We start from the raw sequence: 22,082 nt of genomic DNA on the forward strand, positions 1-22,082 counted from the left end.
CGCACTAGCGCATGAAGGAGAGGGCTTCGACAGCTCAGCCCGAACGGGTGATCGGTGGGAAATCTTGGGAATATGGCGGACCGACGGGCGAAGGTTTGGAAGCTTCCGAGCCTCTCCCCGTACCAGGATCCCATACCTCCCACCGTTCGGGCTGAGCCTGTCGAAGCCCCCTCCCTGCCTTATTCTCGACGCGTTCAGCCGGAACGGTTCACGAGCTTACGGCCTCACTTCACCGGAAACCCACGCTTGCGCATCAGCGCCTTGACGTCGGGATCGCGGCCGCGGAAGGCGCGATAGGCCTCGGCCCGATCGGTCTCGTTGCCGGTCGACAGCAACGTCGTCCGGAACCGGTCCGCCGTCGCCTTGTCGAACGGATTCCCGGCTTCCTCGAACGCCGCCCAGGTGTCGGCGTCCATCGTTTCCGACCAGAGGTAGGAATAATAGCCGGCCGAGTAAGCGTCGGACGAGAACAGGTGATTGAATTGCGGCAACCGGTGCCGCATCACGATTTCCCGCGGCATGCCGATCTTCGCCAGCGCGTCGCGCTCGAATGTGTCGGCGTCGACGATTCCGACCGGATCCATGTGCAGCATCATGTCGACGATCGCCGAGGACAGATACTCCACGGTCGCGAAGCCCTGGTTGAAGGTCGAGGCCTTCTCGATCTTGTCGATCAGCGGCGCCGGCATCGGCTGACCCGTCTTGTAATGCTTGGCGAACCGGCTGAGCACCGGCTGGGTGAGCAGCCAATTCTCGTTCACCTGGCTCGGATATTCGACGAAGTCGCGCGGCGTCCCACCGAAGCTCGGATAGTAGACGTCGGACAGGAAATAATGGATGGCGTGGCCGAATTCGTGGAACAGCGTCTCGGCATCGTCGAGGCTGATCAGCACCGGCTCGCCCGGTGCCGGCTTGACGAAATTGTTGTTGTTGGAGCCGAGCACGATCTTGTCGCCGAGCAGGCCCGCGCGGCTGCGATAGGTCGTCGCCCAGGCGCCCGAGCGCTTGCCGGTGCGGGCATAATCGTCCCGGTAGAAGACGCCGACCTGATGGCCGTCGCGGCGATCGGTGACGCTGTACACCCGGATGTCCGGATTCCACACCGGGACGGTGCCGGTGATCTCCTTGAAATCCAGCCCGTACAGCTCGCCGGCCGCCCAATAGGAGGCTTCGATGATGTTGTTCAGTTCGAAATAGGGCTTCACCTCTTCCTGCGAAAGGTTGTAGCGCTGCTTGCGAACCTTCTCCTGATAGTAGCGATAATCCCAAGGCTCGATGACCAGCTTGGGATCGGTCTTGCGGGCGAGCGCCTGCTGGTCCGCAACCTCTTCCTTGACCCGTGCGACCGCCGCCGGCCACACCCCCATCATCAGCTCCATCGCGCGCGCCGGAGTCTTGGCCATCGTGTCCTGCATGCGCGCCTCGGCATGGCTGGCGAAGCCGAGCAGCTTGGCGCGGTCGGCGCGCAGCTTGACGATCTCGGCAATCGTCTGGTTGGTGTCGTTGGCGCCGCCGTTGTCGCCGCGATTGACGAAGGCCCGCCACACTTTTTCGCGCAAGGCGCGATTGTCCGCAAAGGTCAGCACCGGATCGACGGCGGAGCGCGTGTTGACGATCGCGAAGCTGCCCGCGGGGAGGCCACGCTCCTTGGCGGCGGACGCAGCGGCGGCCTTGATGTCGGCGGGCACGCCCTTCAGTTCGGCGTCGGTGGTGACGATGTGGGTGCTCTCGTCGGCCAGCACCTTCTCGCTGAAGGTCGCGAATTTCTCCGCAAGCTGGGAATTGTAAGTGGACAGCTGCTGCTTCTGCTCGGCCGAGAGATTTGCCCCGCGGCGAACGAAGCTTTCGTAGAGACGGGTGACGAGCCGCTGCTGCTTGGCGTCGAGACCGGCGCTCTCCCGTGCCTCGTAGACAGCCTTGATGCGCTGGAACAGCTTGGGATCGAGAGTGATTTCGTCGGAGGCAGCCGAGAGCTTCGGCGACCATTCCTTGTCCAGCGCCTGATAAGCGGGCGTCGCCATGTTGCTGGTCATCACTCCGAACATGGACAGCACGCGGTCGAGCCGCTGGCCGACCTTTTCGAGCGCTTCGACGGTGTTGGCGAAGGTCGGCGCGGCGGGATCGTTGACGATCGCCTGCACTTCGCGGCGCTGCTCGTCGATGCCGAACTGGATCGCTTCCGGAAAGAGCTCCGGCTTGACCTGATCCCAGGGGGGCACGCCGTCATAGGGGCCGGTCCAGTCGGCGAGCAGGATGTTGTTCGGAACGGTCACGGGTGCTTCCACGGGGGCTGCGGCCGGTTCGGCGGCTGCGGATTGAACGGGAACGGTGTCGGCCGTGCTGGCGCAGGCCGCGAGCGACAGGGCGGCGGCCGAGGCAAGAAGGAATGCCTTCAACTTGGATCTCCGGTGAACGGCCCCGAACGTGTCCGGGGGCTAGTGCTGCCGGTCATAGTGGAAGAGCGCTGAACCGCAAGCAACGTGCCGTTCTTGCTCGATTATCTCCCCCGTCTCACCCGCAGCCGGCGCGCCGAAGCCGTTCCACCAGCCGCTCGCGGGCGGCGAGAATATCGGCCTGGCGCGCGATCAGGATGTCGCGGGCGAGAAAGTGGCCGGTGATGCGAAGGCCGGCGAAGATGTCTTCCCAATGTGCCGCGCCGCCCTCGATCAGGAACGCCGGAAGCGCGAACAGGCGGTCGCGGTAGCCGGCGCCGGCGGTTTCGCTGACCGCGCGTCCGCTGCGCGGGCTGACGAAGGTGAGATCGGCCTGCGTGCCCGTCGCGGCGCATTCGGAGAGATCGAGGCCGAAGCCGAGTTCGGCGAGGAGCAGCAATTCGTAACGAACCAGAGCGGCCGCCCAGATCCGCGCCGCCGGCGCCGCCTCGATCGCGCCGAGCACGCCATCGAGGGCCTCGTACAAGCGGGGATAAGGCTGCCCCTCCGGCAGCGCCGAAGCGCTGAGCGCCGTCACCCAGTCGATCGCGGCGGCGGCGAGCGGTTCCGACAGCAAGGCGCCGCGGCTCGCCACCATCTCCAGGCTGAGATGCGGCAGCTGGTCTTCGGTCCGCGCACGATATTCGGCCGCGACGAGATTGCCCGGCACCAGGATCGGCCGCAGCGTTCGCGACTTGCCGCCCCGGACATAGCCGGCCTGGATGCCGTCGCGCGGGGTCAAGGCGCGCACGATCGCGGCATGTTCGCCGTGCGGGCGCACTGCGCAGATGATCGCCTGTGTCTCGAGCCGCATCGCGGCAGGATTAGCGCCGGACCGCCCTGCGCAAAAGCGAAGAGCGCAGCACGCGTTTTGCGGAGGCGACGAAAGCGTCGAACCCGGCCAGCGCCGTGCCGATCATCAAATTGGCCGGCGTCGGCCGGAGCAGCAGCAGGTCCAGGCAGGCGACCTCGCCGGTCGAGAACAATTTCTTGTGCTGCCCCTCGCCCTCGGTGAAATCGAACAGGCGGAAGCGCCCTTCCTCCATCAGCTGCCGCATCGCCTCGAACTGGAGCACGGTGCCCGGGGACAGATCGGCATGGTCCGGATCGTAGCCGAGATAGGCGTAGATCAGGGTGGTGCCTTCGGCCGGGGCATAGAGATAGGCGATCGGCTGCCCGTCGAGATGGAGAATCCACCCGCGCACCTGATCGCGGGCGGCCAGCCCCTTCATCTCGGCCAAAGCGGACGGTCCGTCGGGCAGCCCGGCGTCCAGCAACCGTTCCTGATAGCTGCGTTCCGACACAAGCCGCGCCGCGCGGTGGAACTCCGCCATCTCTTCCGGACGGCGATAGGCGCGTAAATCGAGCGTGCCGCCGGAGCGCTCGACCAGTTTGCGCAGCTTGCGGCGGAGGGTGGAGCGGCTCTTGGCCGAGATTCCTGCCAGATAGGCGTCGAAACCGACGTCGAGGGCGGCGTAGAAGCGCTTGTAGCGTTGCCGGATGAAGGGGCGAAAGTTGCGGTAACGCGCCAGCATCTCGTCGCAACAGGCTTCGGGCAGCGACAGGATCAGGTGACCGTCGCCCGGCTCGGCCGGCAGCGTCGGCAGCTCGCCGCGGCGGGCCTGATCGAGGGACAGCGGGATCCGGTTCAGTCGGCGTCGCACGCGCCAGAGCGTACGCGCTCCGATGCGGAACGGCAGCGTGACGCTCGCACTCACAGGCTTCGCTCGTAGACGAGATTGGCAAGAAGCTGCTGCGCCATCCGCCGGGCGGTGCGGAGCCGGTCCGCCGGCAGCGGTCGTGCCGGAACGTCCAGCGGCAGATCGTCCAGATCCGCGAAATGCACGGTCGGGAAGCGATCCCGATGATCTGCAAGAAAGGCGCAGAGCCTTTCGAACCGCCGCGCCAGCATGCGGTTGGGCCTCTGCCCGTCCCGGCTGGCGAATTCGAAGCTGTGGCTTACGAGGGTTGCGATGGGGTGCGCCTCGGCCTCGGCGTGCAGCAACGCGGCCTCCATCTCCTCCATCGAGACGGCGCACAGCTGGAGGTGGCGGAGCCGGCCGCTGCGATCCTCGATCTGGGAGACCGGCACTTCGATGATACCGTCCACTCGGACCGGCGCGATCTGCGCCGGCGGCAGCGGCAAGGCGCTCGGCCAGGGATGGTGCGAGCCGTTGTGGCTGCTGTCGAAGCGAAGGCCCGCGGCAGCGAGCGCCTTGAGGGTCCGCGAATCGGCGGCATAGCTCCCCGATCGGAACGCGATCGGTGGCGGCGCGCCGGCTTCGATCAGGAGCCTGCACGCCGCCGCGATCAGGTCGCGCTGCCCGGTCTCGTCGAAGCAGGTCAGCTCGAAGTCCGCGCCCTGTTCAACTCCGTCGGCAACGCTCCGCCAGCAGGGGTGGAGATGCAGTTGCACCTCCTGCCCCGAAGCGCGGATCGGCGCGATCATCCGCTCGATCGGGGCGAGGCCATAATGTTCGGCGGGCATCGGATCGACGAAGAAGCAGGCCTTCAGCCCATGCGCACGCAAGATCTCGAGCTGCCACGAAATCCCGACCCCGGCGGGATCGAACGATGACTCGAGATTCTCCTGCCACGACGCGCCGCGCGCATAAGGGCCCCAGGTGAGCTCGGTATCGACGGTGAGGAGGACACGCATCCTCCGGGCTTAACCGCCGGAATGAAAATAATCGTAAATGGCCTGGGCCGTCCCTTTCGAAATGCCCGGCGCCTTTTCCAGATCCTCGAGCGCCGCGCCCTTCACGGCCTTGGCGGTGCCGAAGTGCATCAGCAGCGCCCGCTTGCGACCGGGGCCGATGCCGGGCACGTCGTCCAGCGGCGATGCCGCCATGCTCTTGGCCCGCTTCTGACGATGCGCCCCGATCGCGAAGCGATGCGCCTCATCGCGAAGCCGCTGCAGATAGAAGAGCACCGGCGAATTGACCGGCAGCGTGAGCTCGCGGCCGCCGGGCAGGTGCATCACCTCGCGCCCGGCATTGCGATCCGGCCCCTTGGAGATGCCGACCACCGGCACGTCATGGATGCCGGCGCACTCGAGCGTCTCCAGCACCGCATTGAGCTGGCCCTTGCCGCCGTCGATCAGCAGCAGATCCGGCCAGTCGCCGCGGCTGCGGTCCGGATCTTCCTTCTCGAGCCGGGCGAACCGGCGGCCGAGCACTTCCCGCATCATGGCGAAATCGTCGCCCGGAACGGTCTCCTCGCGCTTGATGTTGAACTTGCGATACTGGTTCTTGAGGAAGCCTTCCGGCCCGGCGACGATCATCGCGCCGACGGCATTGGTGCCCATGACGTGGCTGTTGTCGTAGACTTCGATCCGCTTCGGCGGCTCGGGCATCTCGAACATCTCCGCGATCGCGCGGAGATTGCGCACCTGCGTCGAGCTTTCCGCCAGGTGCCGATCGAGCTCCTCCTCGGCATTGCGCTTGGCCTGGCGCATCATCTTGGCCTGGTCGCCGCGCTTCGGCTCCTTGAGCGTCACCTTGCGCTCGGCGCGCTCGGACAGAGCCTCGGCGAGCAAAGCCTCTTCGGCGAGCGGCCGGTCGACGAGGATCAGCTTCGGCGGCGGCAGTTCCTCGTAGAACTGCATAAGGAAGGCGGTCAGCACCTCTTCTTCCGGGACGTCGGCGGTGTGCGCCGGGAAGAAGCTACGATGGCCCCAATTGTTGCCGCCGCGGATGAAGAAAGCCTGGATCGAGATCGTCCCGCCCTTTGCCGCCAGCGCGAAGATGTCGGCGTCGCCCATCCCCTCCGCGGCAATGGTCTGCGTCCCCTGGATGAAGGTCAGCGCGCGCAGCCGGTCGCGGAACACCGCGGCAAGTTCGAAATCCATCGCTTCCGCCGCCTGCTGCATCGACGCCGCCAGCCGTTGCTGGACCCGCGTCGACTTGCCGCCGAGATAATCCTTCGCGTCCTGGACGAGCTCGGCATAGCCCTCCTCGCTGATCCGGCCGACGCAGGGCGCCGAGCAGCGCTTGATCTGGTAGAGCAGGCACGGCCGGTCGCGGGTGGCGAGAAAGGTGTCGGTGCAGCTGCGCAACAGGAACAGCTTTTGCAGCGCGTTAAGGGTCCTCGTCACCGACCCGGCGCTCGCGAAGGGCCCGTAATACTGCCCTTTGAAGCGGCGTGCGCCGCGGTGCTTGCGAACCTGCGGGAATTCATGATCCTCGCGAAGCAGGATGAACGGGAAGCTTTTGTCGTCGCGCAGCAGCACGTTGTAGGGCGGTCGATAGCGCTTGATCAGCTGCGCCTCGAGCAGCAACGCCTCCGCCTCCGTGTTGGTGGTGACGATCTGCATCGATCTTGTCTGCGCGACCATCCGCTGCAGCCGCTTGGTAAGGCGCGAGACCTGGGTGTAATTGGTGACGCGATTTTTTAGCGCCCTCGCCTTGCCGACGTAGAGCACCTCGCCCTTGGCATCGAGCATCCGATAGACGCCCGGTCGGACCGGCAGCGTCTTCACCACGGATCGGATCGCGGCACACCCCTTCTCGATGTCCGGCTGATCCGAGCCGCGAACGGTGTAGGCGGATTTTTCTTCGTTGAAGCGATCGTTGGGGCTGTCGGTCACGGCTGCGGATGTAGGTTGGATGGCTGGCGGAGGCCAGTGGGTTGGAGCCCTGGAACCACCAAATGTCCGTTCGAGCTGAGCGTGTCGAAGCCCTCCCTTACTCTAGCGCCGCAAGGGAAGGAGGGGGCTTCGACAGGCTCAGCCCGAACGGCTGAGTGTGTATCGTCTGCCGCCAGAAACACGAACGCCGCGGCGGTTTCCCGTCGCGGCGCGCGTAGACCGAAGCGATCGGCCTCAGTGGGTGGTGCCGAGCCCTGCAATGGTGCGGTCAACGACGGCGCGGTCCGTCGCCGGATCCATTTCGGCTTGGATCAGTCGCTCCGCGGCGGCGGCGGCAGCGCGGGCGGCCTTGGCGCGGATCTCGTCGACGGCGTGACGCTCGGCGGCAGCGATCTTGTCCTCGGCCATCCGCGCACGACGCTCGATCAGCGCATCGCTGTCGGCCTGGGCCTGCCGGACGATGGCATCGGCCTCGTGCCGGGCTCGCTCGACCACCGCGGCGGCTTCCGCCTCGGCGGAGGCTGCCTTGGCCTGATATTCGTTGCGCAGGGTCTCGGCCTCGGCTCGGAGCTGGGCGGCTTCGTCCAGCTGCTGGCGGATGCCCTCGATCTTGCGGTCGAGCGCCTTGCCGATCGCCGCCGGGACCTTCTTCCAGAGCAGGATCGCGATAACCAGGATCATCGCAAGGGCGACCCAGGCGGTCGCGTCCATGCCGAGCGCCTTCGGCTCGGCGTGGGGCGCCCCATGGCCTTCCGCGGCTGCGGTGGTCACGGCATCTTCGCCGGTTTGCGGCATCGCGCCATGCTCGCCTTTGGTCGACGCCTCGGCGAGGTTGTGCTCGACGGCGGCATCGCCGCTGGTGATCGGATGATTAGCCATTGGCGAGCGCCGCCTTCACTGCAGTGTCCGCCTGGTCGCGGCTGACGGTCTTGCCGGTAAGGCGGGCGACCATGTCCTGCGCGGCTTCGGCGGCGACGTTCTCGATATCGCCCATGGCTGCCTCGGTTGCGGCGCGGATCTGCGCTTCCGCGGCGGCAACCTTGGTTTCGGCCTGGGCGTCGGCAGCCTTGATCTTCTGCTCGGCCTCGCGGGCGGCAGAATCCTTGGCGGCTTGGGTGACCTTCAAGGCCTCGGCACGATTGGCTTCGGCCCGGGCGCGATTGGCTTCGTCGATCTCCTCGGCCGTGCGGCGTGCCGCCTCGGCAGCGGCGAGGTCGCCGGCAATCTGCTTGTCGCGTGCATCGACGGTCGCTTCGATCTTCGGGAGCATCCCCCGGCCGATGACCAGGTAGACGAGACCGAAGGTCAGCACGAGCCAGAAGAGCTGCGATGCGAAGATTTCGGAGATTTGATCGATCTGAGGCATGTCGTTCCCGCTTCCGCGCCCGCCCGACGCTCAGTGCGTACGGGCGGAGGCGGTGGTCTGGATCAGCGTGTTACGCGACGAAGAGCAGGATCATCGCAACGACGAACGCCAGCAGGCCGAGAAGCTCGGCGGCGGCGAAGCCGATGAAGAGACGGCCCTGCTGGCTGTCGGCCGCGGCCGGATTGCGCAGCGCGCTCTCGAGGAACGAGCCGAACACGTTGCCCACGCCGAGGGCGGCCATGCCGACGCCGATTGCAGCGAGACCGGCACCGAGCAGCTTTGCGGCTTCTGCGTCCATTTGAAAAACTCCTTTGTTGAAACGTTGAAAAGTGACTGAAGAAATCAGTGAAGATTGATCGCGTCGTTGAGATACAGCGACGTCAGCAGCGCGAACACGTAGGCCTGGATGGCGCAGACCAGCAGCTCGAGCAGGGTGATGCCGACCATCAGGATGAAGCTCGGCAGGCTGACCACCGGTGCGACCCACAGCGCTTCGGCGTTGAGGCCGTTGATGACGAAGCCGGCGAGCACCTTCATCAGGATGTGACCCGCGGTCATCGCCACGAACAGTCGCAGGGCGAGGCTGAACGGACGGACCAGGAAGCTCATCAGCTCGACGAGGAAGATCAGCGGTATCATCACCACCGGCGTGCCGTGCGGCACGAACAGCGAGAAGAAGTGCAGCTTGTGGCGCCAGAAACCGATCACGAGCACGATCGCGAACGACACGATGGCGAGAATGCCGGTGACGGTCAGGTGGCTGGTGACGGTGAAGGGGTGGATGCCGACGATGCCGGTCGGCAGCATGCCGATCAGATTCGCGACCAGGATGAACATGAACAGCGAGAAGACGTACGGCGTGTACTTGCGCCCCTCCGGCCCGATATTGGTGTCCATCATCGAGGTGATGAAACCGGTCACGCCTTCGACCGCGGCCTGCCAGCGGGTCGGCACCAGCTGTCGCTTCATGCCGCCGAGCATGAACAGCCACAGCGCCGCGACCGCGATGATCATCCAGAGCGCGCTGTTGGTGAACGCGATCTGGTGCCCGCCGATCGAGAAACCGTCGAAAATGGACTGCACCTCGAACTGGTGCATGGGGTCGATCTTGCCTGCTTCGGCCGCCACGTCTTCTTCCCGTCGATAATGCAAACGCCCGAAGATCAGTCCGGGCGCTTGCTTGAAATCCGAATGATGCTCCTGAAGCCGGCCGCCGTTCCGAGGAACATCAGCAGCAACAGGAATAACGGTGACGTGCCGAACCACTGGTCCAAGACCCAGCCGATCAACGCGCCGCCGCCCAAGCCCCCGAGCAGGTAGGACAAAACCCGGCTGCCAAGCTGCTCGTTGCGATCAGCCGGCTTCCGTTCGCTGCCCGTCCTGGCCGCCTCTTCCGCTTGCGCGCTCCTCAGCCGCTCGTCGAGCTTGGAGAAACGTGCATCCCGCGAAGGAGACGGGGGATCCTGTCGATGATCGTCTTCCGCCATGTCTTTCTTCCAAGTGCGTCCCTACGTCGGCAGGGCTGCAATGCGGGGTGCGAGGACATGCCGGCGAACGATCCCGCCAAGGCGCCGTCCCTTTAGGAAGCGCCCCGGATCAAGTCAACACGTGGAAAGATTTGGAGGATGCAGGAACGCTCCCCTTCCTGCAGTGGAAGGGGAGATCGGGCTCAGCCGCAATAGCTCGGCAACGGGATCGGAGCGCTGCCTTCGCGCTTCTTCCAGGCACCGTCGGTGCCGCGATAATATTGTCCCGGTCCGACCTTGGTGCGGAACAGCTCGCAGGCGGTCGTCGCGGCGACTTCCTCGATCTTGGCACCGCGCTTGGCGGCGAGATCGGTATAATAAGCGCGGCGCTTGATATTCACCGAATCGACCTGCGCCCGGATCGCGCCGGATGCGGAGCCGACCACGCCGAGATAGCCATCGGCCTGCTCACCGGCGTGGCCGCTGGCGCGGAGCTCGGCGGAGGCGTCGCCCTGGTACATGGCGAAAGCGGCCGTGGCGCCGCCCGTGATCGCGACGACCGCGACACCGGCGGCAATGATCAGCTTGAGACGGCGGTTCATGTCAGAAGACTCCCGGATTCTTGTCGATGAGATCGCGCACGTCCTGCTGCAGCCGCACGACGACCTCCTGCCTGATATTGATGTTGAGGTTGATCTCGATCGGCTTGTCGGGCGCACTCACCTGTACGCACCCCGCCGTCGAGAGCATCACCGGCACGAGAAAAAGCACCTTTCCCATCGCACCCTGCGTCGCAGCGCCACGCAGTCTCGTCAATATCGGGGGTGTCATCGCACAGTCTCGCTTTCCTTGGGCTGAACAATCGTGGCCTGTCCCGGCGGCGGCGACGCAGGCGACGCGGGCGCAGGATCGGCGGGCGGCAGCGCCGGCTGCTCGCGAAGCTTTTCGGGCAGGACCGACTGGATGAGGTTGCTGGGATCCTCGAACGACCGCGCCGTCGCCAGCAAGGCCCGGAACGGGCCCCGCACGGCGATATTGAACTCGAACGGGATCTTGGCGAGCTGATTCAGCGCCCGTCCGACGACCAGGCCGCTGATCCCGCCGGACGGGGCTGCGGTCAGCGCCGGATCGCGGGCGATGCCATCGAGTTCGATGCCGGCGATGAACTCGCCGTCGAGCGCGCCATCAAGATCGATCGTCAGCTTGGAATAGCGCATCGATTTCAGCGCATCGAAGGCGAGCTTGCCGTAGGTACCGAGATCCTTGTCGGTGAGCTCGCCGACATAGGACAGGGTACCGCCCTCCTGGCGGGCGACGAGATGGCCGCCGGCGATCCGTCCGCCGCGCTCGTCGAACAGCATCGGGATACTGCCGTCGAACGTACCGGTCGCGGAGAGGTTGGAGAATTCCATCTGGGCGATGAAGCGCGCCGCGTCGAGGCCGGTGACACGGAAGGTCAGCGCCTTCGTGGTCGGCTTGGCGAAATCCAGGATCGTTTCCTGCAACGCGAGCTCGCCGCCGGCATAGGGCCAGGTTCCCCCTTCGACCTTCACCCGGAGATCGGGAAGCAGCTGATAGCGGATGCGGCCATCGAGAACGTCGATACCGGCCTGGATCAGATCCGCCTCGGCAAGCTCGGCCGGCGCACTGACGAGGCCGAGCAGATCCGTGAAGTGCACCTGCGTGCGGAATCCTTCGACCGGCCCGAAGGCGGCCGCGAAATCGAGGTCGTCGGTGCCGAACGTGCCGGTGCTGCTGGTGCCCTTTTCGTCCCAGGCGATCTCGCCCTGCCCACGCACGACGCCGCGGACCAGCGCCACCACGCCGGTGGTCAGGCGGGTCAGCTGTTCGGGCTGATAGCTTTCGTCGAAGGTGATGCCGGGAACATCGAGGCTGGCGCGCCCCCGTCCGCTGCCGAGGTCGTGGACGATCCGGGTCTGCAGGATCCGCGTGCCGGTCTCCGGATCGTCGAGCCGGCCGGTCGCGACGATGCCGCCGTCTTTCAGTGACAGGTGAAAGTCGGGCGCGACCAGCGGATGGAAACGGGGTGGCTCGACCGAGTCCGAGACGCGCACGCGTCCGTCCATGTTGAGATCGTTGCCGGCCAACGACCAGCGCCCGGCTCCCTCGTCCAGCAGCAGCGGCACGGCGGCAAGCTTGCCCGACAGACCCTGGAATCGGCCCGCAACGCCGCGGCCGCCGATCGCGCCCGTGAACGCGGTGGCATCTAGCCGGTTGACCGCCCCGCCCCGGCCGAGCCTCACCGACAGGGTCGATGCGGTGAAGTCGCGCTGCGCGATGCCGAGACGAAGCCGCGCGGCCTGGATCGCGATCGGTGAGCTGCCGAGCTGCCCGACCAGGCGCGGCGCCCGGATCGTCGCTCCGCCCGCAATCGCGCCGTCGGCGCCGGACCAGATCAATGCGCGTCCCGTCGCGCAAAGCGGCAGCGTTGCGGGCGCAAGCCGCAATGTGCCGGTCGCGAGGGCCCGGAAGCGAACGGTGGTGCATCCTTCGTTGATCGCGAACCCGCCATGTCCATCCAGGCGTGCCGCGATCGGAACGACCAGGCCGGAGACACTGCCGCCGCTGAACCTCCCGTCCATGGTGGCGACCGTTTCGAGCCGCGTCATGCCATCGCGGCCGGCCTGGAAGCGCACCGGCGCAAGCGCCAGGCGGGCGCCGTTCGCGATCATCGGCGCAATCCGGCCTTCGCCGCTGATCGGTCCGCCGAGCTCCTGCTGACGCAGGGAAAGCGAGGTCGTCGGAAAGCCGCCCCCTGCGAGCGCAAGCATCCCGTCGACCCGCGACAGGTTGGTCGGCCAGACATAAGTGATGCCCTGGCCGCCATGCAGCGTCAGCCGCGCGCCGCTCCGGCTGACCGCCGCCAACCGATCGATCCGGATGCCGCCCCCGCTAGCGCCTCCGGTGAGCCGAACCATCGCGGTCGCGTCGAACGATCGGCCCGCATTCCGGACGGCTGCCGCAAGCGCCTCCCCGATCGCCTCTGCGGGGGTTCCGCCGGCGGCAGCCAGCTGTCGGGCCGCGTCGTCGGCAATTGCGGCAGCCGAGACCCCGCGCGCGCCGACACTGGCCTTGAGCGACATTGCTCCGCTGTCGAGTGAGACCGAATAGCGGCCGTCGAGCCGGCTTCGACCGGCGCTGACCTTGGCCGAACGCAAAGAGCGCGCGGCGAGAGCGATCCCGCCGGAGGTCGTCGCGGCGTTGCCCTCGAATCCGATCTTGCCTGAAAACGCACCGAGCGCGTCGGCGCCGCGGGTGGCGGCGTCCGCGGTCATGCCAGCTTTGCCGCGCCATCCATCGAGCGCTTCGGTCAAGGTGGCGTCCAGCGCCAGGTTGGGATTGTCGATGCGCAGGTCGCCGCAGCCGATGCTGGTCGCGCGCAGCGGGCCGGCGAAATGCGGCCGGGCATCGTCGATCGCGATCTGCCAGAAAGCGCGCGGTGCCGCGAGGCGGCAAGTGCCGATGCGCACCCCTTGCGATGCGGCGGCGAGTTTGCCGCGAAAGCCGTCGGCAAGATTGCCTTTCCCCTCGAGCCCGAGCCCGATCCGCCCCCAGGGCGTGTCCAGCCGCAGCGAGGCATCGGCGACGTCCACCGCCTGATCCGGGAAGCGGAAAGGCGCCCCGGATGGCGGCGGCAGCAACTTGTCGATCTGGCCGAAGCTGACGCGCCCGTCGATCACCCTGCCCCGAAGCCGGACTCCGCGTGCGGTGACGAGCGCGATCCGCGGTCGCCGGAATCCCCAGCTCAGACGGAGCTCGACCGAGCGCGCAACCAGATCCGGATTGCGGGGATCGCCGATCACGAGATTGGCCAGCTGCTGACGGCCGAATTCGATCCGCTCGACATCGTAGCTCGCCTGAACGCCTCGGCGGGCGAGTTCGCGATCCAGATAATCCTGCGCGATGCGCATCCGCGATGCCCATAGCAAGGCGAGCACGCCGACCAGGACGAGCAGGACCGACGGCAGAACGAGCCTCTTGCCGCGGCTTCTCCGCACCACTTCGACAGGCTCTTCGTCCACGCCTCTGCCTTAGGCTCCCGTTCGCACTCGCAAGAGAAGAGCTTCCTGCCCGACAGCCATCTTTTGCTCAACTACCCTCAGCTCGGTTCGTTCCGGAACCGTCACTTTCCGCCTTCCAATGAGAGCCGCGCCCGGCTGAACCTGCGCTGATCGATCATGATCGACCTATCAACATCAACAACCCTTGAATGGCCGTCCGCGAGCGCTCAAGATGGCCCGAAGGGGGTGGCTCTGCCGTGACGACGCAGCCTGATTGCCGTGCCGATCGCGAGTTGCCGGCGGCGACGGATCGCAGCGACAGGTCGCCCGCGAGCGACCGTCTGGAAACGATCGACTGTCTTCGTGGCGTCGCGGCCTTGGCCGTCTGCTGCTACCATCTCACCCGATCGAACCTGATGACCTTCGATGTGCCGGCGTTGCGATGGCTGTTCGGCTGGGGCGCGGCGGGGGTCGACATCTTCTTCGTCATTTCCGGCTTCATCATCCCCTACACGATGATGTGCAGCGCCTATCGAGTCTCCCATTTCGGTGCCTTCTTCGGACGTCGGTTGATTCGGCTGGCGCCGCCTTCGTGGATCCAGATCGCCTCGATGCTGGCGCTGTTCCTGGCGATAAGCGCAACGGCGGGCAGCGGCCCGGCCTGGATGGGGGCCATGAGCGCGAGCCGGATCCTCCACAACCTCGCCTACACCGTGGACTTCACCCGGGAGACGTGGATCAACCCCGTCTTCTGGACGCTGGCGGTGGAATTCCAATTCTATCTTCTGGTCGGGCTGGCGTTCCCGTTCGTCTTCGCGGGCAAGCGTGCGTTCGTGGTGACCTGCGTGATGCTCATCCTGCTTCGCCACGTTCCCGTTGTCGGCGACCTCCCCTTTCTCAAACATGCCACCCTGTTCCTGATCGGCGGGGCCGCCCTGCTGCATCGGCAGAGCGTACTCACGATACGGGAATATCTTATTCTGGTGGCGATCCTCACCTTGGTCACGGCGATCAGGCCCGGCGCGGTGCAGGCCGGCTTCGGCTGCGCAACCGCGCTCGTGATTTCCTTCATGACCGTACGCAGCCGGATCGGCGTCTTTCTCGGAAACATCTCCTATTCACTCTACCTTACCCATTCGCTTACCGCCGGTCTCACCGCGACGGTGCTGACCCGGGTGATCGCGCCGACCACGGCTGGGCCCAAGATGATCATCATCGCAGCCGCACTGGCCTTGGTGATCATCTCCTCATGGCTCTTCTACCGGATCGTCGAACGCCCGTTCATCGAACTGGCAAAACGGACCTTCCCGCGCCCCGCCGAACGGCCCCGCCGCAGCGTCGAGCTCGCCTTCTGACGCGGTCCGCGTCTCGATCGGCCAAGCCGTCCCCGGCTCCGGCCGCGCCCGACGACTATCCGGACGCCAGCGGCCATCGCGCGCGGCTTCGCAAGCGGCTGCTGGAGGGCGGGCCGGACGCATTGCTCGATCACGAGATCATCGAATTCCTGCTCGGCCTGTTCATCCTCCGCCGCGACACCAAACCGATCGCGCGCAAGCTGATCGAGGATTTCGGCGGCTTCGGCGCGCTTCTGTCCGCCGATGCCGACGCGATCAAGCGCACCGCCGATCTCAGCGAAAGCGCCGCCGGCGCGATCAAGATCGTACAGGCGGCGACGCTCCGCCTGCTCCAGTCGCGCTTCAAGGATGCGCCCGTGCTCGGCAGCTGGCAGGCGCTGCTCGATTATCTGCGCGCAGACATGGCGTTCAACCCGGTCGAGCGGGTGCGGGTGCTCTACCTCAACGCGAAGAACATGCTGATCCGAAACGTCGCGATGTCGGAAGGCTCCGTCGACGAAGCGGCAGTGTACGTTCGGGAGGTGATCCGGCTGGCGCTGGAATATCACGCCACCGCGATGATCCTGGTCCACAACCATCCGAGCGGGGATCCCTCGCCAAGCCAGCAGGACATCCGCCTGACCCGAGAGATCATCGATGCCGGCCGTCCCCTGCGCATCGCCGTGCACGATCATGTCATCATCGGATCCAGGGGCCATGCCAGCCTGCGGGCGATGGGCCTGATCTGAGCCTGGCCCGCGGCTGACGGGCAAAAAGAAAGGGCGGCCATGGCCGCCCTTTCCCTCGCGTCGCTTCGCCGTCGTTAGCCCCGCGGCGAAGGAACTCGTCAGCGGCGGCTACGGCCGCGCTGGATGCAGCTGTCCTGAACCGTGCGCGAGCAGGTCGGATAGTCGCGCGCCGCGGTCGACGCCGTGCTGCCCATGCCGGTGCCGGTCTGGCCGCTATTGCCCATCGAGCCCGAATTGCCCATCGCGCCGCTGCCGCTGGTGCCGGTCGTACCGGAGGTGCCCATCGAGCCGGTCGTGTCCATCGAGCCGGTCGAGCCGGTCGTACCCATGCTGCCCGTCGACCCGGTGGTGCCGGTCTGGGCATCGAGCGTGGACGTGCCGCTGCCCTGGGTCGTCATCGTGCCATGGTTCATGCCCTGATGATCGGTGGTCGTACCCTGGGTGCCGACCGAAGTATTGGGATCGGCGGCCTGATCGACGGCCGGGTCGGCCGAGGTCGTGCTGTTGGCAGTCGCGCTCTGGCTGGTGGAATTGTTGGTCGTGCTCATCGTCTGGGCGAGGGCCGGAACGGCCATCAGCATGGCACCGCCAAGCAGAATCGATTTCAACATGGTGCTTCTCCTCTGGTCTTTGTCTCGTTGTTCGCGACCGGGATTGCGCATTGGCCGCGATTGACAAGGCAAGAACGACAGGATGGGGCGCGCGTTCCGACTCTTGATTCCGGTGACGCATCGGTTTTGGTGGAAAGAGTGCGGTCTCGTTGAAGCTTCGGCCTGCACTTGCTAAGCGCGCGGCCTGCCAACCAAGACAGGACAAGCGCATGATCCCCCGCTACTCGCGGCCGCAGATGACGAGCATCTGGGCACCCGAAACCCGGTTTCGAATCTGGTTCGAGATCGAGGCCCATGCGCTCGACGCCATGGCCGAGCTCGGGATCGTACCCAAAAGCGCGGCCGAAGCCGTGTGGGCGAAAGGCGCGTTCGAAGTCGAGCGGATCGATGCGATCGAGGCCGAGGTGAAGCACGACGTCATCGCGTTTCTGACCAACGTCGCCGAACATGTCGGCCCGGAGGCACGCTTTCTGCACCAGGGCATGACGAGCTCGGACGTCCTCGACACCTGTCTCGCCGTTCAGCTCGCGCGCGCGTCGGACCTGCTGATCGAAGATCTCGATCGCTTGCTGGAAGTGATCAAGCGCCGTGCGTTCGAGCACAAACTGACTCCGACGATCGGCCGCAGCCACGGTATCCATGCCGAGCCGGTGACCTTCGGACTGAAGCTCGCTTTCGCTTATGCCGAGTTCGATCGCTGCCGTTCCCGCCTGATCGCCGCGCGCGAGGAGATCGCGACCTGCGCGATCTCGGGCGCAGTCGGCACCTTCGCCAATGTGGATCCGCGCGTCGAGGCGCATGTCGCGGAGAAAATGGGCCTGACCATCGAACCCATTTCCACCCAGGTCATCCCACGCGATCGGCATGCGATGTTCTTCGCGACGCTGGGCGTGATCGCCTCGTCGATCGAGCGCCTGGCGACGGAGGTCCGCCACCTCCAGCGCACCGAAGTGCTCGAGGCGGAGGAATATTTCTCGCCCGGCCAGAAGGGCTCGTCGGCGATGCCGCACAAGCGCAACCCGGTGCTCACCGAGAATCTGACCGGCCTTGCCCGGATGGTGCGCGGCTACGTCACGCCGGCGCTCGAGAACGTGGCGCTGTGGCACGAGCGCGACATCAGCCACTCCTCGGTCGAGCGCTATATCGGCCCCGATGCGACCGTGACTCTCGATTTCGCGCTGGCGCGGCTGACCGGCGTGATCGACAAGCTCGTCATCTATCCGGAGCGGATGCAGAAGAATCTCGATCGGATGGGCGGCCTCGTCCATTCCCAGCGCGTTCTTCTCGCCCTCACCCAGGCCGGTGCCAGCCGCGAGGATTCCTATCGCCTCGTCCAGCGCAACGCGATGAAGGTGTGGGAATCGGACGGTGCCTTGTCCCTGCTCGAACTGCTCAAGGCCGATCCGGAAGTGTCGGCGCTGCTGACTCCCGAGCAGATCGAGGAGCGGTTCGACCTCGGCTATCATCTGAAGCACGTCGACACGATCTTCGGACGGGTGTTCGGCGCGGCCGCCTGACCGGCAATTTTCGGGCGATCGGGCCCGCGCCGCCTTCAAACCGGCGCGGGCCGCGCTATTTCGGATCCTCAACGAAGGAGACCCAGCAATGGCCGATCTGTCGCAGTTCACGATCACCCGGCGCTGGCCGGCCGAGCATCCGGATCGGCTGCAGCTCTACTCGCTGAACACGCCCAACGGGGTGAAGGCGTCGATCATGCTCGAGGAAATTGGGCTGCCCTACGAGCCGCACCTGATCGACATCGGCAAGAACGAGACCTGGACTCCCGAATATCTGTCGCTCAACCCCAACGGCAAGATCCCGGCGATCATCGATCCCGACGGGCCCGGCGGCCAACCGATCGCTCTGTTCGAATCCGGCGCGATCCTGCTCTACCTCGCCGACAAGACCGGTCAGCTCATCTCGGCCGATCCGGTGCGGCGCTGGGAGACGATCCAGTGGGTGTTCTTCCAAATGGCGGCGATCGGGCCGATGTTCGGCCAGCTCGGCTATTTCAACCGCTTCGCCGGCCGCGAGATCGAGGACAAGCGGCCGCTGCAGCGTTACGTCGCCGAATCGAAGCGCCTGCTCGGCGTGCTCGAGGAAAGGCTCGAGGGGCGCGCGTGGATCATGGACGATTATTCGATCGCCGACGTCGCGACGCTCGGCTGGGTCCGCAACCTCGTCACCTTCTACGAGGCGCGCGATCTGGTGGAGTTCGATCGTTTGAACGCCGTTCCGGCCTGGCTGGAACGAGGCCTGGCACGCCCGGCGGTGCAACGCGGCCTCGAAATCCCGAAACGCGTCTGAACAGGATCCTCCCCGAGCACGCTCGGGGAGAACTTCCCTACCCTTCCCAGAGACCCTTCAGCTTCCCGAAGAAGCTCTTGCTCTCCGGGCATTCGTCGCCGGTCTCGGTCTTGCGGAATTCCTCCAGCAATTCCTTCTGGCGGGCGGTGAGCTTGGTCGGGGTCTCGACTTCGACCTGGACGACCATGTCGCCATGGCCACGCCCGGACAGAATCGGCATGCCGGCGCCGCGGATGCGGAGCTGCTTGCCGGACTGAATGCCAGCGGGAATTTTGACGTCGTGCTTGGAGCGATCGAGCCCCGGTATCTCGATCGTGCCGCCGAGCGCGGCAGCGGTGAAGCTGACCGGGCAGCGCGCGAACAGGGTCGTGCCTTCGCGCTGGAAGACGCTGTGGCGCGCCATGTGCACGAAAATGTAGAGATCGCCGTTGGGGCCGCCGCGAACGCCCGCCTCGCCTTCGCCCGACAGACGGATCCTCGTGCCTTCGTCGACCCCGGCCGGGATCCGCACTTCTAGGCTGCGGCGTTTCTCCGCACGGCCCTCGCCCCGGCAGCGATCGCACGGATCGGCGATGATCTCGCCGACTCCGCGGCAGGTCGGGCAGGTGCGCTCGACCACGAAGAAGCCTTGCTGGGCGCGCACCTGGCCGCGGCCGTGACACATCGTGCAGGTCCGCGCATTGGTGCCTGCCTTCGCGCCGGTGCCCTCGCACGGTTCGCATTTCACGCTGGTGTCGATCTGAAGCTCGACCTGCTTGCCGTGATAGGCATCTTCCAGGCTGATCTCGAGATCGTAGCGCAGGTCCGATCCGCGCAGCACGTTGGTGCGGCGATCGGCCTGTCCATTCATGAACTCGCCGAAGATGTTCTCGAAGATATCCGAGAAGGAGCCGAAATCCTGGGCTCCGCCACCGCCCTGGCCGCCATTGCGGAAGGCCGCGTGGCCGAACCGGTCATAGGCGGCTCGCTTCTGCGGATCCTTCAGGCAATCATAGGCTTCGCTGACCGACTTGAAGCGCGCTTCGCTGTCCTTGCAGCCCGGATTGCGATCCGGGTGGCATTCCATCGCGATGCGGCGGTAGGCGGACTTGATCGTCTTGTCGTCGGCGGTGCGCTCGACCTGGAGCAGCTCGTAATAATCGGTCTCAGTCATGACGATGTTCCGCAAGGCGAGCCGTCATGCCCGCACGCGGCGGGGGCCCGGGAAGGATGGACTCGCCCATCCCTCCCGAGATGCCGGCCTCTGCCGGCATGACGGCCCTGCTCACGTTGTTAGCCCTTGTTCTCGTCGTCGACTTCCGAGAATTCGGCATCGACGACTTCCTCGTCGCCGCCCGCCTGCGCGCCCTGCGCGGCGCCGGCATCGGCACCACCGGCGGCACCCGCGGCCTGCTCCTTCTCGTAGATGGCCTGACCGAGCTTCATCGCGACCTGCGCGAGCGCCTGGCTCTTCTGCTCCATCTGCTCGGCGTCGCCGCCTTCGATCGCGGTCTTGGTCTCGGCGACCGCAGCCTCGATCTCCGACTTCAGCGAAGCGTCGATCTTGTCGCCATGCTCGCGCAGCTGCTGCTCGGTCGAATGGACCAGGCTGTCGGCCTTGTTGCGCGATTCGGCAGCAGCGCGGCGCTTCTTGTCCTCTTCGGCGAAACGCTCGGCTTCCTGGACCATCTTCTCGATGTCGGAATCGTTGAGACCGCCCGAGGCCTGGATGCGGATCTGCTGCTCCTTGCCGGTGCCGCGATCCTTGGCCGAGACGTTGACGATGCCGTTGGCGTCGATGTCGAACGTGACCTCGATTTGCGGCACGCCGCGCGGCGCCGGCGGGATGCCGACCAGATCGAACTGACCGAGCATCTTGTTGTCGGCCGCCATCTCGCGCTCGCCCTGGAAGACGCGGATGGTCACCGCATTCTGATTGTCTTCCGCGGTCGAATAGGTCTGGCTCTTCTTGGTCGGGATCGTCGTGTTGCGGTCGATCATCCGAGTGAAGACGCCGCCCAGAGTCTCGATGCCGAGCGACAGCGGAGTCACGTCGAGCAGCAGCACGTCCTTGACGTCGCCCTGCAGCACGCCGGCCTGGATCGCAGCGCCCATGGCGACGACTTCATCGGGATTGACGCCGGTGTGCGGCTCCTTGCCGAAGAATTCTTTCACCACGTCGCGTACGCGCGGCATGCGGGTCATGCCGCCGACGAGCACGACTTCGTCGATATCGGCCGCCTTGACCCCGGCATCGGCAAGCGCCTTGCGGCACGGCTCCAGCGTGCGCTGGATCAGATCGCCGACGAGGCGCTCGAGATCGGCACGGCCAAGCGACTTGACGAGGTGCTTCGGCCCGTTCTGGTCGGCGGTGATGAACGGCAGGTTGATCTCGGTGGTCTGCGCCGACGACAGCTCGATTTTGGCGCGCTCGGCGGCTTCCTTGAGGCGCTGCAGGGCAAGCCGGTCACCGCGCAGATCGATGCCTTCCTGCTTCTTGAACTCGTCGGCGAGCCAGTCGACGATCTTGGCGTCGAAATCCTCACCGCCGAGGAAGGTGTCGCCGTTGGTCGACTTCACCTCGAACACGCCGTCACCGATTTCCAGCACCGACACGTCGAACGTGCCGCCGCCGAGATCGTAGACGGCGATCGTCTTGCCGTCCTGCTTGTCCAGGCCGTAGGCGAGCGCGGCCGCGGTCGGCTCGTTGATGATGCGAAGCACTTCGAGCCCGGCAATCTGGCCGGCATCCTTGGTGGCCTGGCGCTGCGCATCGTTGAAGTAAGCGGGAACGGTGATCACCGCCTGGGTGACCGTCTCACCGAGATAGGCCTCGGCGGTTTCCTTCATCTTCTGCAGGGTGAAAGCGGAGATCTGCGACGGGCTGTAATCCTTGCCGCCGGCATTGACCCAGGCATCGCCGTTCGGGCCGCGCGAGATCGCGTACGGGACCAGCTCGGTGTCGCGCTTGGTCACCGGATCGTCGAAGCGGCGGCCGATCAGGCGCTTCACCGCAAAGATGGTGTTGTCGGGATTGGTGACCGCCTGGCGCTTGGCCGGCTGGCCGATCAGCCGCTCGCCGTCCTTGGCGAACGCGACGATCGAAGGCGTGGTACGGGCGCCTTCCGCATTTTCAACGACCTTCGGCTTGCCGCCTTCCATGACGGCAACGCAGCTGTTGGTGGTGCCGAGATCGATACCGATAACTTTTGCCATTACAGAACCTCT

Annotated in this window: 20 protein-coding genes; 4 read left to right on the plus strand and 16 right to left on the minus strand. The window is 65.9% G+C overall.

Annotation, left to right across the window (positions count from 1 at the left end):
* Window positions 1–224: 224 nt before the first annotated feature.
* From ETR14_RS02205 to ETR14_RS02265, 13 genes are all read right to left on the minus strand, one after another.
* Window positions 225–2,396, minus strand: coding sequence for a M3 family metallopeptidase (locus ETR14_RS02205; protein WP_129383157.1), 2,172 nt, complete (start codon window positions 2,394–2,396; stop codon window positions 225–227).
* Window positions 2,397–2,511: 115 nt separating this feature from the next.
* Window positions 2,512–3,246, minus strand: coding sequence for a DNA repair protein RecO (gene recO, locus ETR14_RS02210; protein WP_129383158.1), 735 nt, complete (start codon window positions 3,244–3,246; stop codon window positions 2,512–2,514).
* Between the two features lie 10 nt (window positions 3,247–3,256).
* Window positions 3,257–4,150, minus strand: a complete 894-nt coding sequence (locus tag ETR14_RS02215; protein WP_129383159.1) for a GNAT family N-acetyltransferase — start codon at window positions 4,148–4,150, stop codon at window positions 3,257–3,259.
* On the minus strand, window positions 4,147–5,091 hold the full coding sequence (locus ETR14_RS02220; protein WP_129383160.1) for a polysaccharide deacetylase: 945 nt from the start codon (window positions 5,089–5,091) through the stop codon (window positions 4,147–4,149). Before ETR14_RS02220 ends, ETR14_RS02215 begins: the two co-directional genes overlap by 4 nt.
* A gap of 9 nt (window positions 5,092–5,100) precedes the next feature.
* Entirely contained in the window at window positions 5,101–7,020 is a 1,920-nt protein-coding gene (gene uvrC / locus ETR14_RS02225; RefSeq protein WP_129383161.1) for an excinuclease ABC subunit UvrC, read from the minus strand.
* A 234-nt stretch (window positions 7,021–7,254) separates the two neighbouring features.
* Window positions 7,255–7,899 (minus strand): F0F1 ATP synthase subunit B, encoded by a 645-nt coding sequence (locus ETR14_RS02230; RefSeq protein ID WP_371416736.1) that lies wholly within the window; start codon window positions 7,897–7,899, stop codon window positions 7,255–7,257.
* A complete protein-coding gene (locus ETR14_RS02235; protein WP_129383162.1) occupies window positions 7,892–8,386 on the minus strand; it encodes an ATPase in 495 nt (164 codons plus the stop codon). The genes ETR14_RS02230 and ETR14_RS02235 overlap by 8 nt, the downstream gene beginning before the upstream one ends.
* Window positions 8,387–8,456: 70 nt before the next feature.
* Window positions 8,457–8,684, minus strand: coding sequence for a F0F1 ATP synthase subunit C (locus ETR14_RS02240; RefSeq protein ID WP_129383163.1), 228 nt, complete (start codon window positions 8,682–8,684; stop codon window positions 8,457–8,459).
* 44 nt (window positions 8,685–8,728) lie between these two features.
* Window positions 8,729–9,514 (minus strand): F0F1 ATP synthase subunit A, encoded by a 786-nt coding sequence (locus ETR14_RS02245; protein ID WP_129383164.1) that lies wholly within the window; start codon window positions 9,512–9,514, stop codon window positions 8,729–8,731.
* 35 nt (window positions 9,515–9,549) lie between these two features.
* Window positions 9,550–9,873, minus strand: coding sequence for an AtpZ/AtpI family protein (locus ETR14_RS02250; RefSeq protein WP_129383165.1), 324 nt, complete (start codon window positions 9,871–9,873; stop codon window positions 9,550–9,552).
* Window positions 9,874–10,055: 182 nt separating this feature from the next.
* The gene (locus tag ETR14_RS02255; protein WP_129383166.1) at window positions 10,056–10,454 is read right to left on the minus strand and encodes a YdbL family protein; all 399 of its coding nucleotides are present in this window, start codon (window positions 10,452–10,454) and stop codon (window positions 10,056–10,058) included.
* A gap of 1 nt (window position 10,455) precedes the next feature.
* Entirely contained in the window at window positions 10,456–10,632 is a 177-nt protein-coding gene (locus tag ETR14_RS02260) for a YnbE family lipoprotein (protein ID WP_129383167.1), read from the minus strand.
* A gap of 47 nt (window positions 10,633–10,679) precedes the next feature.
* On the minus strand, window positions 10,680–13,895 hold the full coding sequence (locus ETR14_RS02265) for a YdbH domain-containing protein (protein WP_129383168.1): 3,216 nt from the start codon (window positions 13,893–13,895) through the stop codon (window positions 10,680–10,682).
* A gap of 236 nt (window positions 13,896–14,131) precedes the next feature.
* Between ETR14_RS02265 and ETR14_RS02270 the strand changes: the two genes are divergently transcribed.
* A complete protein-coding gene (locus tag ETR14_RS02270) occupies window positions 14,132–15,229 on the plus strand; it encodes an acyltransferase (RefSeq protein WP_165356275.1) in 1,098 nt (365 codons plus the stop codon).
* 98 nt (window positions 15,230–15,327) lie between these two features.
* Window positions 15,328–15,957: a DNA repair protein RadC gene (gene radC / locus ETR14_RS02275; RefSeq protein WP_371416849.1), complete on the plus strand. Its 630-nt coding sequence runs from the start codon at window positions 15,328–15,330 to the stop codon at window positions 15,955–15,957.
* Window positions 15,958–16,055: 98 nt separating this feature from the next.
* On the opposite strand, the gene ETR14_RS02280 is transcribed toward radC, so the two are convergent.
* A complete protein-coding gene (locus ETR14_RS02280) occupies window positions 16,056–16,568 on the minus strand; it encodes a hypothetical protein (RefSeq protein WP_129383171.1) in 513 nt (170 codons plus the stop codon).
* A 209-nt stretch (window positions 16,569–16,777) separates the two neighbouring features.
* Between ETR14_RS02280 and purB the strand changes: the two genes are divergently transcribed.
* Together purB and ETR14_RS02290 are read left to right on the plus strand one after the other, a co-directional pair.
* The gene (gene purB / locus ETR14_RS02285; RefSeq protein WP_129383172.1) at window positions 16,778–18,085 is read left to right on the plus strand and encodes an adenylosuccinate lyase; all 1,308 of its coding nucleotides are present in this window, start codon (window positions 16,778–16,780) and stop codon (window positions 18,083–18,085) included.
* Between the two features lie 88 nt (window positions 18,086–18,173).
* Window positions 18,174–18,875, plus strand: coding sequence for a glutathione S-transferase N-terminal domain-containing protein (locus tag ETR14_RS02290; protein WP_129383173.1), 702 nt, complete (start codon window positions 18,174–18,176; stop codon window positions 18,873–18,875).
* Between the two features lie 37 nt (window positions 18,876–18,912).
* Here the strand turns inward: ETR14_RS02290 and dnaJ are convergent, their stop codons facing one another.
* Window positions 18,913–20,028, minus strand: a complete 1,116-nt coding sequence (gene dnaJ, locus ETR14_RS02295) for a molecular chaperone DnaJ (RefSeq protein ID WP_129383174.1) — start codon at window positions 20,026–20,028, stop codon at window positions 18,913–18,915.
* A gap of 119 nt (window positions 20,029–20,147) precedes the next feature.
* Window positions 20,148–22,070, minus strand: a complete 1,923-nt coding sequence (gene dnaK / locus ETR14_RS02300; protein WP_129383175.1) for a molecular chaperone DnaK — start codon at window positions 22,068–22,070, stop codon at window positions 20,148–20,150.
* Window positions 22,071–22,082 lie beyond the last annotated feature (12 nt).

Origin of the sequence: Sphingosinicella sp. BN140058 (assembly GCF_004135585.1) — a bacterium.
Classification (GTDB): Bacteria; Pseudomonadota; Alphaproteobacteria; order Sphingomonadales; family Sphingomonadaceae; genus Allosphingosinicella.